The sequence below is a fragment of the Pseudoxanthomonas kalamensis DSM 18571 genome, assembly GCF_010211745.1.
In the GTDB taxonomy this organism is placed as follows: domain Bacteria; phylum Pseudomonadota; class Gammaproteobacteria; order Xanthomonadales; family Xanthomonadaceae; genus Pseudoxanthomonas_A; species Pseudoxanthomonas_A kalamensis.
This window is the reverse complement of sequence record NZ_PDWQ01000003.1, coordinates 419,437-433,535: the sequence shown is the minus strand read 5'-3', so window position 1 is coordinate 433,535 and position 14,099 is coordinate 419,437. Positions and strand designations below refer to the sequence as shown.

General features: G+C 66.4%; 17 protein-coding genes, 1 tRNA gene and 1 pseudogene. 13 read left to right on the top strand and 6 right to left on the bottom strand.

Annotated features, from left to right (window positions below):
- The first annotated feature begins 36 nt into the window (after nt 1–36).
- From azu to CSC70_RS08270, 13 genes are all read left to right on the top strand, one after another.
- Nucleotides 37–483: an azurin gene (gene azu, locus CSC70_RS08325; RefSeq protein ID WP_162456194.1), complete on the top strand. Its 447-nt coding sequence runs from the start codon at nt 37–39 to the stop codon at nt 481–483.
- Nucleotides 484–630: 147 nt separating this feature from the next.
- Nucleotides 631–1,380 carry a heme ABC transporter permease CcmC gene (gene ccmC / locus CSC70_RS08320; RefSeq protein WP_162456193.1) on the top strand — a complete coding sequence of 250 codons (750 nt, stop codon included), beginning with the start codon at nt 631–633 and terminating at the stop codon, nt 1,378–1,380.
- The gene (ccmD, locus tag CSC70_RS08315; protein ID WP_162456192.1) at nt 1,377–1,544 is read left to right on the top strand and encodes a heme exporter protein CcmD; all 168 of its coding nucleotides are present in this window, start codon (nt 1,377–1,379) and stop codon (nt 1,542–1,544) included. Before ccmC ends, ccmD begins: the two co-directional genes overlap by 4 nt.
- Nucleotides 1,541–2,008, top strand: a complete 468-nt coding sequence (gene ccmE / locus CSC70_RS08310) for a cytochrome c maturation protein CcmE (RefSeq protein WP_162456191.1) — start codon at nt 1,541–1,543, stop codon at nt 2,006–2,008. Before ccmD ends, ccmE begins: the two co-directional genes overlap by 4 nt.
- Nucleotides 2,009–2,067: 59 nt before the next feature.
- A complete protein-coding gene (locus tag CSC70_RS08305) occupies nt 2,068–4,011 on the top strand; it encodes a heme lyase CcmF/NrfE family subunit (RefSeq protein ID WP_162456190.1) in 1,944 nt (647 codons plus the stop codon).
- A complete protein-coding gene (locus CSC70_RS08300; protein WP_246189363.1) occupies nt 4,008–4,589 on the top strand; it encodes a DsbE family thiol:disulfide interchange protein in 582 nt (193 codons plus the stop codon). Before CSC70_RS08305 ends, CSC70_RS08300 begins: the two co-directional genes overlap by 4 nt.
- Nucleotides 4,586–5,023 (top strand): cytochrome c-type biogenesis protein, encoded by a 438-nt coding sequence (locus CSC70_RS14675; RefSeq protein ID WP_246189362.1) that lies wholly within the window; start codon nt 4,586–4,588, stop codon nt 5,021–5,023. Before CSC70_RS08300 ends, CSC70_RS14675 begins: the two co-directional genes overlap by 4 nt.
- Nucleotides 5,023–6,066, top strand: coding sequence for a tetratricopeptide repeat protein (locus tag CSC70_RS08295; protein ID WP_246189361.1), 1,044 nt, complete (start codon nt 5,023–5,025; stop codon nt 6,064–6,066). Before CSC70_RS14675 ends, CSC70_RS08295 begins: the two co-directional genes overlap by 1 nt.
- A 75-nt stretch (nt 6,067–6,141) precedes the next feature.
- Nucleotides 6,142–7,266 carry a homoserine O-acetyltransferase MetX gene (metX, locus tag CSC70_RS08290; protein ID WP_162456188.1) on the top strand — a complete coding sequence of 375 codons (1,125 nt, stop codon included), beginning with the start codon at nt 6,142–6,144 and terminating at the stop codon, nt 7,264–7,266.
- 98 nt (nt 7,267–7,364) lie between these two features.
- Nucleotides 7,365–7,958 (top strand): cysteine dioxygenase family protein, encoded by a 594-nt coding sequence (locus CSC70_RS08285; RefSeq protein WP_162456187.1) that lies wholly within the window; start codon nt 7,365–7,367, stop codon nt 7,956–7,958.
- An 85-nt stretch (nt 7,959–8,043) separates the two neighbouring features.
- The gene (locus CSC70_RS08280) at nt 8,044–8,313 is read left to right on the top strand and encodes a type II toxin-antitoxin system RelE/ParE family toxin (protein ID WP_246189360.1); all 270 of its coding nucleotides are present in this window, start codon (nt 8,044–8,046) and stop codon (nt 8,311–8,313) included.
- On the top strand, nt 8,313–8,603 hold the full coding sequence (nadS, locus tag CSC70_RS08275; protein WP_162456186.1) for a NadS family protein: 291 nt from the start codon (nt 8,313–8,315) through the stop codon (nt 8,601–8,603). Before CSC70_RS08280 ends, nadS begins: the two co-directional genes overlap by 1 nt.
- Before the next feature lie 37 nt (nt 8,604–8,640).
- Nucleotides 8,641–8,726: transfer RNA gene (locus tag CSC70_RS08270), tRNA-Leu, on the top strand.
- 243 nt (nt 8,727–8,969) lie between these two features.
- Here CSC70_RS08270 and CSC70_RS08265 read toward each other — a convergent pair.
- The 6 genes and pseudogenes from CSC70_RS08265 to phaE all read right to left on the bottom strand — a co-directional run bounded on the left by CSC70_RS08265 (nt 8,970) and on the right by phaE (nt 14,021).
- Complete coding sequence (locus CSC70_RS08265) at nt 8,970–9,638, bottom strand: hypothetical protein (protein WP_162456185.1); 669 nt, start codon at nt 9,636–9,638, stop codon at nt 8,970–8,972.
- Between the two features lie 746 nt (nt 9,639–10,384).
- Nucleotides 10,385–10,657: pseudogene (locus CSC70_RS08260) on the bottom strand (hypothetical protein); the annotation flags it as partial.
- A 96-nt stretch (nt 10,658–10,753) separates the two neighbouring features.
- Nucleotides 10,754–11,209 (bottom strand): hypothetical protein, encoded by a 456-nt coding sequence (locus tag CSC70_RS08255; RefSeq protein WP_162456184.1) that lies wholly within the window; start codon nt 11,207–11,209, stop codon nt 10,754–10,756.
- A gap of 5 nt (nt 11,210–11,214) precedes the next feature.
- Nucleotides 11,215–11,424 carry a PspC domain-containing protein gene (locus CSC70_RS08250; protein ID WP_162456183.1) on the bottom strand — a complete coding sequence of 70 codons (210 nt, stop codon included), beginning with the start codon at nt 11,422–11,424 and terminating at the stop codon, nt 11,215–11,217.
- A 51-nt stretch (nt 11,425–11,475) separates the two neighbouring features.
- On the bottom strand, nt 11,476–12,546 hold the full coding sequence (locus tag CSC70_RS08245) for a class III poly(R)-hydroxyalkanoic acid synthase subunit PhaC (RefSeq protein WP_162456182.1): 1,071 nt from the start codon (nt 12,544–12,546) through the stop codon (nt 11,476–11,478).
- Nucleotides 12,543–14,021: a class III poly(R)-hydroxyalkanoic acid synthase subunit PhaE gene (gene phaE, locus CSC70_RS08240; protein ID WP_162456181.1), complete on the bottom strand. Its 1,479-nt coding sequence runs from the start codon at nt 14,019–14,021 to the stop codon at nt 12,543–12,545. Before phaE ends, CSC70_RS08245 begins: the two co-directional genes overlap by 4 nt.
- Nucleotides 14,022–14,099: the final 78 nt, after the last annotated feature.

The following is a 14,099-nucleotide window of genomic DNA, read 5'->3' as shown; positions in this document are numbered from 1 at the left end:
GAAAACGCTCCCCCATTCAACCCACTGGAGAACCGCATGATTCGCAAGCTCTTCCTCGCCGTCGCCCTGTGCTCTGCCACCCCACTGGCCATGGCTGCCACCTGTTCGGTCGACCTGGAGGGCAACGACGCGATGAAGTTCAACCTGGCCAACATCGATGTCAGCAAGAGTTGCGCCGAGTTCACCATCAACCTCAAGCACACCGGCAAATTGCCGAAGGCCGCAATGGGCCACAACGTGGTCATCTCCAAGACCGCCGACATTGCCGCAATCGCCTCCGACGGCATCAAGGCCGGCATTGCCGCCGACTATGTCAAGGCCGGTGATCCCCGCGTGGTCGCCCACAGCACGTTGATCGGAGGCGGGGAAACCACATCGGTGAAGATTCCCGTCGCCAAACTCACTGCCGGCCCGTATTCGTTCTTCTGCAGTTTCCCCGGCCATTACGCGATGATGAAGGGCACGCTGACCCTGAAGCCGTAACCGTGGACCCACACCTGTCCGGCCGCCGGCTTGGCGTGCCGGGCAGAGTCTGGAAAAATGGCCGGGTTACGCATATCCGGCGTCGAGCCTGATCGGGGTTGCCCCGGAATCGATGCCCGCTCTCCGTCAGTCTGGACAAGGTTCGACATGAATCCGGTGATTCGCTGGTTCCATCAACTGGGTTCGCCTCCGTACTTCGACCGCTTCGCCGCACGCTGGGCACCATGGTGCTATCTGGCGGCTTTGGTACTGCTTGGCCTGGGCATCTGGCGAGCCTTGTTCGGGGTGCCCGCCGACTATCAGCAGGGCGACAGTTTCCGCATCCTCTACATCCATGTGCCCAGCGCCTGGATGAGCCTGTTCGTGTTCGGGCTGATGGCCGTGTATGCCGCCATCGCCCTGATCTGGCGGATCAAACTGTGCGAAATCCTGGCCATGGCCTGCGCCCCGATCGGCGCCGCTTTCACCGTGATCACCCTGGCCACCGGCAGCATCTGGGGCAAGCCGATGTGGGGAACCTGGTGGGACTGGGACCCGCGCCTGACCAGCGAGCTGATCCTGCTGTTCCTGTATCTTGGCGTCATGGGCCTGTACAACGCCATTGATGACCGCCGCGCCGCCGCGCGCGCCGCCGGCCTGTTGTCGATCGTGGGGCTTGCCCTGCTGCCGGTGATCCGCTATTCGGTGGTGTGGTGGAATTCGCTGCACCAGGGCCAGACCATCCGCGTGTTCGGCGAGTCCAGCATGGACTCGAGCATGATGGCGCCGTTGTGGATCATGGTGCTGGCGACCAAATTCTGGTTTGCCGGTTCGCTGCTGGCGCGCGCGCGCGCCGACAACCTGCGCCGCGAATCCGGCAAGGATTGGGTGGCGAAACTGGCCGGGGCGGACCGATGAACTACCTGTCCTACGTGATCGGCGCCTACGCCGTGTTCGCCGTGGTGCTGCTGTGGGACTGGCTCTCGCCGAAATTGCAGATTCGGCGCGTGCTGCGCAGCGTGCGCATGCGCGTGCAGCGCGAACAGGGCCGACGCGACGGCAGCGTGGAGTTGCACCGATGAACCCGACCCGCCGCCGCCGCCTGTTGTGGGTGCTGGCCCTGCTGGTCGCCGCCGCCGTGGCCACCACCCTGGTCACGCTGGCGATCCGCCGCAACATCACCTATCTGTACACGCCAGCAGAAGTGCTGCGCGGCGACCCCGGCCAGCAGACCCGCTTCCGCCTGGGCGGCATGGTCGAGAAAGGCTCGTTCCGGCGCGAGCCGGGCTCGCTGGAGGCGCGTTTCCGCGTCACCGACGGCGATGCGCAACTGCAGGTCAGCTATGACCGCATCCTGCCCGACCTGTTCCGCGAAGGTCAGGCGGTGGTCGCCACCGGCAGCATGCGCGACGGCGTGTTCGTGGCCGAGGACGTGCTGGCCAAGCACGACGAGACCTACATGCCCAAGGAAGTGGCCGACAAGATGGGCATGGCGCACCAGAAGCACGACGTGCAGACCGCCGCGCCCGCGGAGCCGGCGAATTGACCGGTCCTGTGTTCCTTCTCGCCCGCGGCCAGTCCGCCGTCTCTACCTGACCTGACCCCATGCTTCCCGAACTCGGCCAAGTCGCCCTGATCCTCGCCCTGCTGGTCGCCTGCCTGCAGGCGCTGCTGCCGCTGGCCGGCGCCCAGCTGGGGCGCGCCGAGTGGATGGCCGTGGCGCGCCCGGCCGCCGTCGTGCAACTGACCTTGGTGCTGGCCGCCTTCGTCATCCTGACCGTCGCCTTCGTCACCCAGGACTTCTCGGTGCGTTACGTGGCCGAGAACTCCAACTCGCTGCTGCCGCTGGTCTACCGCTACACGGCGGTCTGGGGCTCGCACGAAGGCTCGCTGCTGCTGTGGGCGCTGGTGTTGGCGCTGTGGACGGCGGCGGTGGCCGAGTTCTCGCGCAAGTTGCCGCAGCCGGTGGTCGCGCGCGTGCTGGGGGTGATGGGGATCGTCGCGGTCGGCTTCCTCGCCTTCCTGGTGTTCACCTCCAACCCGTTCGAACGCCTGCTGCCGGCGGCGGCCGAAGGCCGCGACCTGAACCCGTTGCTGCAGGACCCGGGGATGATCGTCCATCCCCCGCTGCTGTATACCGGCTACGTCGGCTTCGCGGTACCGTTCGCCTTCGCCATCGCTGCCCTGCTGGAAGGTCGGCTGGATGCACGCTGGCTGCGCTGGACCCGGCCGTGGACCAACGTGGCCTGGGGCCTGCTGACCCTGGGTATCGCGCTGGGCAGCTGGTGGGCGTACTACGAGCTGGGCTGGGGCGGCTGGTGGTTCTGGGATCCGGTCGAAAACGCCAGCTTCATGCCTTGGCTGGCCGGTGCGGCACTGATCCATTCGCAGGCGGTCACCGAGAAACGCGGCAGCTTCCAGGGCTGGACCCTGTTGCTGGCGATCACCGCGTTCTCGCTGTCGCTGCTGGGCACCTTCCTGGTCCGTTCCGGGGTGCTGACCAGCGTCCACGCCTTTGCCGCCGACCCGACCCGCGGCCTGTTCGTGCTGGTGTTCCTGGCGCTGGTGGTCGGCGGCTCGCTGCTGCTGTACGCGCTGCGGGCCGGGCGTTTCGCCGCCGGTGCGCCGTTCGCGCCGGCTTCGCGCGAGACCCTGCTGCTGGCCAACAACGTGCTGCTGGCCTCGGCCTGCGGCATGGTCCTGCTCGGCACGCTGTACCCGCTGCTGGCCGACGCGCTGGGCCTGGGCAAGATCTCGGTCGGCCCGCCGTACTTCGGCCTGCTGTTCTTCGTGCTGATGGCGCCGATGGTCGCCCTGCTGCCGTTCGGCCCGCTGGTACGCTGGCAACGCGAACAGCCCCGCCGCGTGCTGGCACTGCTGGCGCCATGGGCCGGGCTGGCCATTGTCGGCGCCGCCATTGTCTGGTTCCTGGCGCCGCAGGGTGCGTGGAAAACCGCCACCGGCATCCTCGGCGCGCTGTGGGTGGCCGCCGGCACCGGGTATTTCGTGTGGACGCGGCTGCGCAACAGTGGCCGGCTGACGCTGGAAATGTGGGGCATGACGCTGGCCCACTTCGGCATCGCCGTGTTCCTGATCGGCGCCCTGCTGGTGGAAGCATTGAATGTGCAGCGTGAACTGGCCCTGCAGCCCGGGCAGACGGTCGAAGTGGGGCGCTATGCCTTCCACTTCGAAAGCGTCGACGAAACCCAGGGACCCAACTACCTGTCCGACCGCGGCCACGTGCAGCTGCTGCGCGACGGCAAGCCGCTGACCACCCTGCATCCGGAAAAGCGCGCCTACGCCAGCGGTGGTCAGGTCATGACCGAGGCCGGCATCCGTCCCGGCGTGTTCGGCGATGTCTATGTCGCGCTTGGCGAACCTCTGGGCGACGGCAGCTGGGCGATACGCGTGCACGTCAAGCCGTTCGTGCGCTGGATCTGGTTCGGCGCGCTGCTGATGGCGCTGGGCGGCTTCGTCACCGCCGCCGACCGCCGCTTCCGCCGCAGTCCGGCCGAACGCAACACGGCCGCGCAGGAGGCTTCACCTTGAGCGCCCCGCTCCCGCCCGCCTCCGGCAATGCGCGCAAGCTCGGCATCGTCGCCGGCGCCGTCGTCTTCCTGGGCCTGCTCGCCTTGCTGGCCTACGGAGTCAAGCGCTCCGGCGATCCCGACCGCGACGTCCTGCCCTCGGCCCTGATCGGCAAGCCGGCACCGGCCTTTGAGCTGCCGGTCCTGCACGCGCCGGACAAGCGCCTGACCCTGGCCGATTTCCGCGGCAAGCCGTTCCTGATGAACGTCTGGGGCAGCTGGTGCCCGGAATGCCGGGTCGAGCATCCGGTGATCGCCCGCTTCGCCTATACCAAGCGGGTGATCGTAGTCGGCTACAACCTGAAGGACACCCGCGAGGACGCGCTGCGCTGGCTGGAGCAGTACGACAACCCGTACACGGTGGTGATTACCGACGAAGACGGCCGCGCCGCGCTCGACTGGGGCATCTACGGCGCACCGGAAACCTTCCTAGTCGACGCCGAAGGCATCGTGCGCTGGAAGCATGTCGGCGCGCTGGACGACGATATCATCCACGACCAGTTGCTGCCGCTGCTGGACACGCTGGAGGGCACGCCATGAGTCGCTGGATCCTGCTGGCATGCCTGCTGCTGGCCCCGTTGTCCGCCCTGGCCCAGACCAGCGACCCCGCGCCGCTGCAGTTCCGCGACACCGCCGAGGAGACCCGCTTCCAGACGCTGACCCACGAACTGCGCTGCGTGATGTGCCAGAACCAGTCGCTGGCCGACTCCAACGCGCAGATCGCCCACGACCTGCGCCGCGAAGTGCTGACACTGATGCAGCAGGGCAAGAGCGACGCCGAGATCAAGGACTACCTGGTCCAGCGCTACGGCGAGTTCGTGCTGTACCGCCCGCCGCTGGAAACCGGCACCTGGCTGCTGTGGTTCGGCCCGGCACTGCTGCTGCTGCTTGGCGCCGTCATCGTCTGGCGGGTGCTGGCCCGCCGCCGTGGCGCGCTGCCGACGGTCGCCGACCAGGACGAACAGGAGTGGTGATGGACCCGAAGAACGCCCTGTTCGCCATCGTCGCCACCTGCGCCGCCCTGCTCGCCTTCGGTGCCGTGCTGTGGCCGCTGCGCCGGCACGCGCGCAAGCCGATGCTGGTTGCGGTCGCGGTGATGACCCTGTGCGCGGTGGCGCTGTACGCCGTGCTCGGCACCCCGGCCGCGCTGCAGGTCGAGACCAACCATACCGCGCAGATGCCGGCCTCGCTGGACGAAGCCATCGCCCGCCTGCAGGAAGAACTGCAGCGCGACCCCAACCAGCCCGAGGGCTGGCGCCTGCTGGCGCGCTCGCAGTCCAGCCAGGGCCGCCATGCCGAAGCCCTGCAGGCATACGAACGCGTATTGGCGCTGCTGCCCGACGACCCGGAGGCGCTGACCGAAACCGCGCAGGCGCGCAGCATGGCCGATCCGCAGAAACGCTTCGACGCCACTGCCGTCGAGTTGCTGCAGCGCGCGCTGAAGATCGACCCCATGCACCAGCGCGCCACCTGGTTCCTCGGCGTCTGGCAACGCCAGGACGGTCGTCCGGCCGATGCCGCCGCCACCTGGGAACCGCTGCTGGCCCAGGTCGATCCGCAGGCCGCTGCGGCCTTGCGCCAGCAGATCGACGAAGCCCGCACCGAAGCCGGCCTGCCGCCGCTGACGCCGGCCGAAGCCCCGGCACCTGCTGCGGACACCGCCGGTCCGCACGCCATCGCCGTGCGCGTCTCGCTGGACCCGGAGCTGGCCGCACGCGAAGCGCACGGCGGGGCCAGCGTGTTCGTCATCGCCCGCATCCCCGGCGGACCGCCGATGCCGGTGGCCGTGCAACGCCACCCGCTGACCGATCTGCCGCTGTCGCTGACCCTGGGTGACGGCGACAGCCCGATGCCGACGCAGAAGCTGTCGATGCTGGACGAGGTGGAAGTGTTCGCCCGCCTGTCGGCCAGCGGCAGCGCGATGCGGCAGGAGGGCGATGTCGAATCGACGCCGGTGCGGGTCAAACTGCCGAGCAGTGAACCGGTGGAACTGATCATCGGCGCCCCATCGCCCTGAGCAGGCCTTGAGCCTGCAATGCTGTTTTCCGGCGAATCCGCCAGCCGTTGCGGCCATGCCCGGTAAACTTGCGCGATGACCGAATTCATCCCGCCCGGCACCCGTTTCCATGCCTTGCCCTCGCCGTTTCCGATGCATCGCGGCGGCGAGCTGCACGGCGCGCGGGTCGCCTACGAGACCTGGGGCCGGCTGGACGCCAAGCGCGGCAACGCCATCCTGATCGTTACCGGTCTGTCGCCGGACGCGCACGCCGCCAGCCATGCCGACAACCCGGAGCCAGGCTGGTGGGAACGCATGCTCGGCCCCGGCAAGCCGATCGACACCGATCGCTGGTTCGTGGTCTGCGTCAATTCGCTGGGCAGCTGCAAGGGCTCGACCGGCCCGGCCTCGGTCGATCCCGCCACCGGCCAGCTCTACCGGCTGGACTTTCCCGCGCTGTCCATCGAGGACGTGGCCGACGCCGCGGCCGAAGTCGTGCGCGGACTGGGGATCGAGCAACTGGCCTGCCTGATCGGCAACTCGATGGGCGGCATGACCGCGCTGTCGCTGCTGCTGCGCCACCCTGGACTGGCGCGTACCCACATCAACGTCTCCGGCAGCGCCCAGGCCCTGCCGTTCTCGATTGCGATCCGTTCGCTGCAGCGCGAGGCGATCCGGCTGGACCCGGCCTGGAACAACGGCCACTACAGCGAAGACAGTTACCCCGAGTCGGGCATGCGCATGGCACGCAAGCTGGGCGTCATCACCTACCGCTCGGCGCTGGAATGGCACGGCCGCTTCGGCCGCGTGCGGCTGGACACCGATCTGCGCGACGACGACCCGTTCGGCATGGAATTCGAGGTCGAAAGCTATCTGGAAGGCCACGCCCGCCGCTTCGTGCGCCGCTTCGACCCCAACTGCTACCTGTACCTCAGCCGTTCGATGGACTGGTTCGACCTGGCCGAACATGTCAGCGACGACGCCCACCTGTGCGTGCTGCGCGGCCTGGCCCACATCCGCATCGACAAGGCGCTGGCGATCGGCGCCACCACCGACATCCTGTTCCCGCTGCAGCAGCAGGAGCAGATCGCTGAAGGCCTGCGACTGGGCGGCAACGACGCCGAATTCCTCGGCCTGGACTCGCCGCAGGGCCACGATGCCTTCCTGGTCGACATGGAGCGCTTCGGCCCGGCCATCGGCGACTTCCTCGATTCGATCTGAACCGCCGCCCGGTCTTGCGGCCCGCGCGACAGGCGGCGTCTGCGGCCGGCGCCGGCCGTGGCTAGAATGGGTCCACCTTCTTTCCACGGACCCGTGCCATGTCCCTGCACTTCCCCGGCGCCGACAAGCTGATCGCCACCCTGGACGCCGCGGTGGCGCTGGGCGACGACCAGGCAGTCACCGACGCCCTGCGCCGCGGCATCGGCGGCCTGATCCGCGACGACGGCGTCGCCCTGCCCGACTGCGTGTTCCAGCCGATCGCCGACCACTACGCCCGCCGCGAGCTGTACACCAGCCCCGAGCACGGCTACAGCGTCATCGCCATGACCTGGGGGCCGGGCCAAGGCACCAAGATCCACGACCATTCCGGCATGTGGTGCGTCGAGGGCGTGTGGCACGGGCGGCTGGAAATCACCCAGTACGAACTGGCCGAACGCGACATCGCCGACGCCGACCGCTTCCGCTTCATCCCGGTCGGCACCATCGAGGCCGGCGCCGGCTCCTGCGGCAGCCTGATCCCGCCGCACGAGTACCACACCATCCGCAACCCCAGCGCCGACTCGGTGGCGGTGTCGCTGCACGTTTACCAGCGCTCCATGCTGTGCTGCGGCGTATTCGTGCCCGAAGCCGACGGCCCGTGGCAGCACCGCGAGGAACGCAAGCTGGGCACGGACGAGGCGAACAGCCACTGAGTAGTGACTACGCCGTTGACGTATATACGCCATTGGCGTAGTATCCCTCCATGATCTTCGTCGAGACGCCGATCTTCACGGCCTGTTGCTGACCGACGAGGAATACGCGCTGTTCCAGCGGTTCCTCATCGTCAACCCATTGGCGGGCGACGTCATCCAGGACACCGGCGGGCTGCGCAAAGTGCGTTGGTCCGCCGGCGGCAAGGGCAAGCGCGGTGGAGTGCAGGTGATCTATTACTACGTGGATGAAGCGGAGCAGATCAGGCTGTTGCTGATCTACCGGAAAGGCATCCAGGACGACCTGACACCACAGCAGAAACGGACGCTGCGCCAGATCAAAGACAGGTGGGCATGATGGACAAGCAGCTTTTCGAACAACTGGCCGAAAGCCTGGAGCAGATGGGCGAAATCACCCGCGGAGAGCGCACGCCTTCGCGCGAGTTCCACGTGGATGCGTTGAAGGTCAAGGACATCCGTGCCGCGACCGGGCTGTCGCAGGCCAGGTTCGCGCAGGTCATCGATGTGCAGATTGGCACGTTGCGCAACTGGGAACAGGGCCGGCGCTCCCCCACCGGACCGGCCAAGGCCCTGCTGAAGGCCATCCACAACGATCCGGAGCATGTCCTCAAGGCACTATCGGCCTGATCCTGCGGCCCCCGACTCGGCTATAATCGCCGGCCGCGCCGAAGTGGCGGAATGGTAGACGCAGCGGACTCAAAATCCGCCGCCCTTAAAAGCGTGTGGGTTCGAGTCCCACCTTCGGCACCAATAAAAACAAGGGCTTAGCCGAAAGGCTAGGCCCTTGCCATTTGGGGCGCTAGCTGCTGTGTAAGGCTGGTGTAAGGCTGGGGCGCAGGTGGGCGCGGCGTTGCCCTACACACGCATGCGGCGCGTTCCTACTACCCGCGCTGCCCACGGACGATAGTGTCCACAATAGGCGTTGGGCTGCTGACATGAAAACGCCGCCGGGTAATAAAACCCCGGCGGCGTTACGACGCACCATTTCACGGGTTACGGCTCAATCGTCTCCCACAGCGTGACGATGATCCGCGCATTGTCTGCAAGGTCGCGCAGGCTCGCCTTGCGTGGCTTCTTGCCGAGGAACAACTTCCCAGAAAACAGGTCGATGAGTTCGACCTGACGCGGCAACACATCAACCCCGCTCTCTCGCAGAAGCCAGTACGCGAACTCCAGTTGCAACCGCGCAGTTTTCGGATCCTGCTCGTGAGCATTCGCGTTAAAGTAGATGTATCGCAGCTCGTCGCCATCGAGCGCAACGAGATCAGGTGCCAAGCGCAACTCCAACCCGTTCAAGTCAATGTAGTAGCGCGGTGTGGGTTGCGGCTTCAAGTCACGCTTGGCGTGCTCCGACTGCACGAAAGACTCCAGCACACGAGTGCAGTGCATTCGTCTTGAAGCAATCTTGATGGATTGCAGCTGCGCACGAGCATCAGGCAACGCAGCCACACCGCGCTCTAGGAAACCTCTGATGCCGTTGATCGGCGGAGCGTAATAGGGCTGCATGAACACCTGCGGCGTTTGCTTCGGAAACTTCTGGTCGTGAAGCAGACGCATCTGTTCCGTGGCAGGCAACTGCACGAACTTTGCAGCACTGCGCACGGACAAACGCGGTTTGACAACAACCGGCTTAGCCGGGTCGAACTTCGGTAGTGCGGTCATGATCGGTATTTCCGTAGTTGAGGGGTCATTGCAACTACCCAACAGGAAACCGCCGCTCCCATCGAAGGGGTCGTAGATTGCCGATATGGCCGGAGTCACTCGAAGACTTCGTAGACGTTTACGGAAACGGCGAAAACGCCTATAATTCCGAGCCTGCCAAGGCTGCCTGCGTTGTCTTGTCGCGATCCGCCCTGTTGGACAGTTCGTTCAGGTTTCGGGTTGTGGCACCTCCTTACGCGGTCAGCAGTTTTGGAACGAACCCTCGTCTGCAAGCGAGGGTTTTTTCTTGGATGAACGTCACACGCAGTGTTCCATTTGCGAACAAATGTTAACACGGCGGAGCGACACCGAAAATAGTGGCGGAAAAAAATATTCACCCCCATATATTGTGGTACCCCGTGTCTCAGCTTGTGAGATGCAACATTGTGTCAAGGACTTAGGGGGATACCTACGGAACGCTACGGAAAGCGGGTCAAGACCGTTGTTCTATTTTTGTTGATATTCTGTGGATAACTTTCATGCCGATGAAGCGATGTATCGCTTCGCATAAAAAAGTCGGGCCGACACCCCGCCGAAAAGGTGCCGACCCCGCCTCCGCCCGGCCACAACCCCGGACTAGTTCGCGCTACCGGAGAGAAGCGCGAGCGTCTTGGTGATCAGGAAGTCGAATCTCCAGGTTGGTAGCCCATGTGATCCGCTGCGTCCCGTAACCCGCGTAAGGCGGGCTTGAGCCCGCCCTACGGAACCTGGTACACATGCGCGCGTTCGTGGTCGCCCAGCCGCACTAGCGGATGTTCGCAACGGCCGGCACGGTGTTCGTAGGTGGAACACGCCACATCCAGATCATGGCCGGTGTGCAGGATGACGTTGCCGAAGGTGATCGCCCCGCCCGGCCCCCACGGCCAGCGTCGGAACACCAGCGCCAGTTCCGCGCCGCGCCACGCCACCCGGGCGCCGAACGGCAACCCGGCCACGCCAGCCAGCAATCCGATCAGGGTGTTGGGCAAGGTCCACGCCACGCCCAACCCGCGTAAGGCGGGCTTGAGCCCGCCCTACGGAACCTGCCGTCATCCTTTGATCCGCGTAGGGTGGGCCCTGGCCCACCGCACGTGGGTTCATTCGCCCGGCGCGCCGATGCCCGGCCACCAGCCGCGCCCGGTCAGGGCATAACGGTCGGCGGCCCGTTCGAACGGGTTGCGCACGCTGACTCCACCGCACAGCAGGTACACCGGCAGGAACAGTGGCCCCAGCAGCATGTACTGGTACACATGCGCGCGTTCGTGGTCGCCCAGCCGCACTAGCGGATGTTCGCAACGGCCGGCGCGGTGTTCGTAGGTGGAACACGCCACATCCAGATCATGGCCGGTGTGCAGGATGACGTTGCCGAAGGTGATCGCCCCGCCCGGCCCCCACGGCCAGCGTCGGAACACCAGCGCCAGTTCCGCGCCACGCCACGCCACCCGGGCGCCGAACGGCAACCCGGCCGCGCCGGCCAGCAATCCGATCAGGGTGTTGGGCAAGGTCCACGCCGCGCCCAGCAGGCGCTGCAACACGACCACGGCACGGGGCATCGGCCTCAGTCCGTCTGCATCGGCATCAGCAGCCACAGGATCAGATAGACCAGGATGCCGGGGAACGCCGCCGACAGGATCGACACCAGCACGAACACGATCCGCAGCAGCGTGCTGCTCCAGCCGAAGCGGCGGGCGATACCGCCCATGACGCCGGCGATCATCCGATCATTCAGCGAGCGCGTGAACGGGCGGGACTCGGGGGATGCGGACATGGCATGGCCCTCCTGCTGGCTCGCCGGCAAGTCTAGCGCGCGGCGCCCGGGTCAGCGCGAACGCTTGGCCAGCCAGTCGTGGATCGCCGTCGGCACTTCGCGCTGGGCGCGGCTGGAGACGTAGATGCCGATGTGCCCGCCGCGGAAGCTCAGTTCGGTGTAGTCGCGGGTGCCGACCAGCTTCTGCATCGCCCGCGAGGCGTCCGGCGGCACCAGATGATCCTGCTCGGCGAAGATGTTCAGCACCGGCATGTCGACGAAACCCAGATCCACGGCCTCGTCGTCGATGCGGATGCAGCCGTTGACGAAACCGTTGGCCTGGTAGAACTGCTTGATGAACTGGCGGAAGGCCTCGCCGGCCAGGTCGGGCGAATCGAAGATCCACTTCTCCATGCGCAGGAAATCCTCGACCGCATGCGTGTCGTCGAGAATGTCCATCAGGCCGACGTACTTCTGCAGGTTCAACCGGAACGGTTTCAGCATCAGGTAGCTGGCGTTCATCAGGTCGGCCGGCACGTTGCCCAGCGTGTCGACGAACAAGTCCACGTCCATTTCCTGCGTCCAGTTGGACAGCATGTTGTCGGCGGTGTGGAAATCCACCGGCGTGACCATGGTGATCAGATTGCGGACCTTTTCCGGGTGCAGCGCCGCGTAGCACAGCGAGAACGCCCCGCCCTGGCAGATGCCCAGCAGGTTGACCGCGTCCTGCCCGCTGCTCTGGCGCAGGTGGTCGATGGCGCCGTCGATGAAGCGGTTGATGTAGTCGCCCAGCTCCAGGTAGCGGTCGGAGCGATCCGGGTAGCCCCAGTCGATGATGTAGACATCCTCGCCCTGCGCCAGCAGCCCTTTGACAAGCGAACGGTCGGATTGCAGGTCGACCATGTACGGCCGGTTGACCAGCGCATAGGCGATCAGCAGCGGCACCTTGGCGGTAGGTTCACGCTCGCCGACGAAGCGGTACAGCACGACCTTGCCGTCGCGCCAGACTTCCTGCTTCTCGGTGGCGCCGTAGTGCACATCCTCCACCTGCGGCAGCACGCGCAGGCCGGCGGCCAGCTTCTGCTGCATGTTCAGCGCTTCCTGCGCCAGGGTGAAGGGAGTGAAGTTGAGCGGACCGTTCATCGCCGGCCTCCCTGCTTGCGGTTACGCGATGCCGCCTTGGCGGATGCCGGCTCGCCGGCGGCGACGTAGCGCGCCACCCAGTCCTTCATCGACACCACGTTACCGGGGGCGGCTTTCGCTGCCGCTGGCTTGCGGGCAACCGCGGACTTCTTCGCCGTAGCCGGACGCGCGGACACCTTCTTCTTCGCAGGCTTCCTTGGCGTCGGCCGGGTCGCGGTCGTCGGCTTCGCCTTGGCGATGGCGGGCTTCTTGACCGCAACGCGCTTCGTTGCCGCCACGGATTTCTTTGTCGCCGGCTTCTTCGCGGCGGTTTTCCGTGCGGTCTTCTTCGGTGCCGGCCGACTCGCAAGCTCCGCCGTCCGTGTCGGCTTGGGCGCCTGTTTGGCGATCGCCCGCTTCTTCGCCGGCGCGGCAACCCTGGCCGGCTTGCGGGCCGAGCGTTTGGCAGTGGCCGCGGGCTTGGTCTTGCGCGGCGCACGCCGACGTGCCGGTGGTGCGGTTTTCGCTTCGGCCGGTGCCGGCGCGTCCTGCCGTGTTTCCGCCTGCGGGCGCGCACGCCGTTCGGCGACCGGTTGCCGGGCAGCCTTGCGCATGGCCCGTTCCAGCGCGTTGATCTTGCGGTGCGCGGCGTCGACTTCGGTACGACTCGGCATGCCGAGCAGACTGCAGAAACGCTCGACCTCGCCCTGCACCGAAGCCAGCAGACGCATCTGCGCATTGCTCAGCGCACCGTACAAATGGCGGAATTCGTCCGACAGCGCGGCTTCGGCATAGGCTTCCTCGGCGGCGTCGATCCACAGGTCGAACAGCGCTCGTGCGCTGGCCAGCTGCAGTCCCGGCGATTCGTGCTCGGCCAGCTTGTCCTCGAAGCGCTGCAGCGCGTGCTCCATTACCCGCAACAACGCCGCGTTGTATTCGGCGCTGATCTTCTGGTACTCCTCCTGCGCCAGCGCCAGCGCCTGCCAGCGCTCCTCGTGCTCGCGCGCCGGGCCGAAAGCCGGCAGATGCAGCCATTGCGCGCCCTGCTGGCCCGCGCTTTCCAGCATGCCGTTGATGACCGGCGCCAGCTGATCCAGCCAGCCCTGCAGGCTGCGCTGTCCCTGCCCCTGCATCATCCTGAACAGGTCGGCGAACGGGTTGCCATTGGCGGCGTTGGCGCCGATCGCCTCGCGCCAAGCATGGCCGATCTGGTCTGCACTGCTGTCGGTGCCGGCGAACTGGGCAGCGATCTGCTGCATCTGCCCGTACCAGTCGCTGGCCTGCTGGTTGAAGCGATGGATCGCACCCATCGCGTCGACACCGGCACCGCTGCCGGGCACCAGTTGCGACCACCACTGCATGGCCTGCTGCCAGTTCGGCTGCGCGGAAGCGAAGCCGGATGCGCCTCCCTGCCTCAGGGCATCGCCCCAGGCGCTCCAGTACTGCCGCGCCAGCGACTCGAAATCACCTGATTGACCCGTTCCAAATCCGAACATCACCGACCCTCCCGGAGGACGGCTTCATCATAGCAACCACAGGGCGACGATGAAGCCTTGGCCCCGAGACATCGCGTT